Below are 2048 nucleotides of genomic sequence, written 5' to 3'. Positions count from 1 at the left end.
GGCCACCCGCGGCGGCGGACGCTGGGTGCGCTCGCCGTGCTGGGCGCGGTGGTCGCCGTCCCGCTCGCGGTGGCGGTGCTGCGCCGCCCGGTGTCGGCGGAGGTCCGCCACCACACACTGGCGTACGCGGTCGGCGTGCCCGCGGCTCCGCTGCTGACCGCCGGATACCTGCTGGCCACCGTCGGTGCGCTGCTGCTGAGCGGGGACGCCGCGCTGCGGCGGCTCGGCCTCGCCCTGGGCGCGGGCGCGGTGGTGTGCGCCGTGGTGTGGCGCCTCGCCTTCGCCTCGACCTGGTGCGCGCTGGCCGCCGTCGCGGCCGTCCTGCTGCTGGGCTGGGCGGGCGGAACGGGCCCGCCGGTGCCGGCCGGTGCGGCGGGCCGCGGTCCGGGCGCGGGTAAGTGACGGCCTATCATCTCCCCATGGCCGAACCGCTGCGCATCGTCACCCGTTCGTCACCGATGGCCCTCGCCCAGGTCGAGCGCGTCCGCGCCGAACTCTCCGTGCTGCACCCGGGGATCCGGACGGAGGTCGTGCCGGTCACCACCTCCGGCGACCGCTGGACGGGCGACCTGGCGGCGCTCGGCGGCAAGGGCGCGTTCACCAAGGAGGTCGACGCCGCGCTGCTGGCCGGCGAGGCGGACCTGGCGGTGCACTGCCTGAAGGACGTCCCGGCCGACCGGCCGCTGCCGGCGGGCACGGTGTTCGCCGCGCACCTGGCGCGCGACGACATCCGCGACGCCCTGGTGCACCCGCGCGGGCTGACGCTGGACGAACTCCCGGCCGGCACCCGGATCGGCACCTCCTCGGTGCGCCGGATCGCCCAGCTGGCCGCCTCGCACCCGCACCTGGTGTGCGTGCCGATGCGCGGCAACGCCAACAGCCGGCTGGCGAAGCTGGACGCCGGTGAGGCGGACGCGCTGCTGCTGGCCGTCTCCGGCCTGGAGCGGATCGGCCTCGCCGACCGGATCAGCGAGGTGCTGGACGTGGCGGCGATGTGCCCGCCGATCGGCGCCGGCATCCTCGTCCTGCAGTGCCGCGAGGACGACACCGCCACGGTCGACACCGTGACCGGTCTCAACGACCCGCGGACCTGGCGCGAGGCGGCCGCGGAGCGGATGTTCCTGCACGTGCTGCAGGGCCACTGCAACGCGCCGATCGCCGGCTACGCGCGGGCCGAGGACGACGGGCGGCTCTCCATGCGCGGCCGGGTGTTCTCGCCGGACGGCAAGCGGGTGCTGGACGCCCACGAGTGGGCCGGCGCCCTCAGCCCGGAGGACCTCGGCACCTCGACCGCCCTCGCCCTGAAGCGGCAGGGCGCCCAGGAGCTCATCGACGGCATCGCGCACTGAGTGCGCGGCCGCCGCGTCCCGGTCGTTGACAGTGCCACGACGGACTCCTAGCGTGGCGCAGTCGATTACCCGCGAGTAGGGACTGTTGATGGCCGCGCCGCGCCCGTACGACCTCGTCCTGTTCGGTGCCACCGGGTTCACCGGCGGGCTCACCGCCGAGTACCTGGCCCGGGCCGCGCCCCGGGACTGCCGCTGGGCGCTCGCCGGGCGGGACGAGCGCAGGCTCGCCGCCGTCCGGACGCGGCTGGCGGAGATCGACCCGCGCTGCGCGGACCTCCCGCTGCTGGTCGCGGACGCCGCGGACCGCGCGGCGCTGTGCGAGGTGGCCGCCTCCGCCCGGGTGGTGGTGTCCACGGTCGGCCCGTACCTGCGGTACGGCGAGCCGCTGGTGGCGGCCTGCGCCGAGCACGGCACGGACTACGTGGACCTCACCGGCGAGCCGGAGTTCGTCGACCGGATGTACCTGCGGCACCACGAGCGGGCGGTGACCAGCGGGGCGCGGCTGGTGCACGCCTGCGGCTTCGACTCGGTGCCGCACGACCTCGGTGTGCTGTTCACCGTCGAGGAGCTGCTGCGCCGCGGCGGCCCGGCGGCCCGGCTCTCGGTGGAGGGCTTCGTCCGCGCCGGCGGCACCATCTCCGGCGGCACCTTCGCCTCGGCGATGACGGCCTTCTCCCGGCCGCGGGCGATGGCGCAGGC

The 2048-nt window shown here is 76.4% G+C and carries 3 protein-coding genes; all 3 read left to right on the top strand.

Going from position 1 to position 2048, the window contains the following annotated elements:
* A partial coding sequence (locus ABZ641_RS34725; RefSeq protein ID WP_359988347.1) for a DUF6629 family protein occupies window positions 1–402 on the top strand: 402 nt, incomplete at its 5' end.
* A 17-nt stretch (window positions 403–419) separates the two neighbouring features.
* The gene (gene hemC / locus ABZ641_RS34720; protein WP_344627413.1) at window positions 420–1349 is read left to right on the top strand and encodes a hydroxymethylbilane synthase; all 930 of its coding nucleotides are present in this window, start codon (window positions 420–422) and stop codon (window positions 1347–1349) included.
* Between the two features lie 88 nt (window positions 1350–1437).
* The coding region (locus tag ABZ641_RS34715; RefSeq protein ID WP_359988345.1) for a saccharopine dehydrogenase NADP-binding domain-containing protein at window positions 1438–2048 on the top strand (611 nt) is incomplete at its 3' end.

The organism is Kitasatospora sp. NPDC007106 (genome assembly GCF_040634455.1).
In the GTDB taxonomy this organism is placed as follows: Bacteria; Actinomycetota; Actinomycetes; order Streptomycetales; family Streptomycetaceae; genus Kitasatospora; species Kitasatospora arboriphila.
Note: the sequence above shows the minus strand (reverse complement) of the source record. Positions and strands in the feature narration are given on the sequence as shown.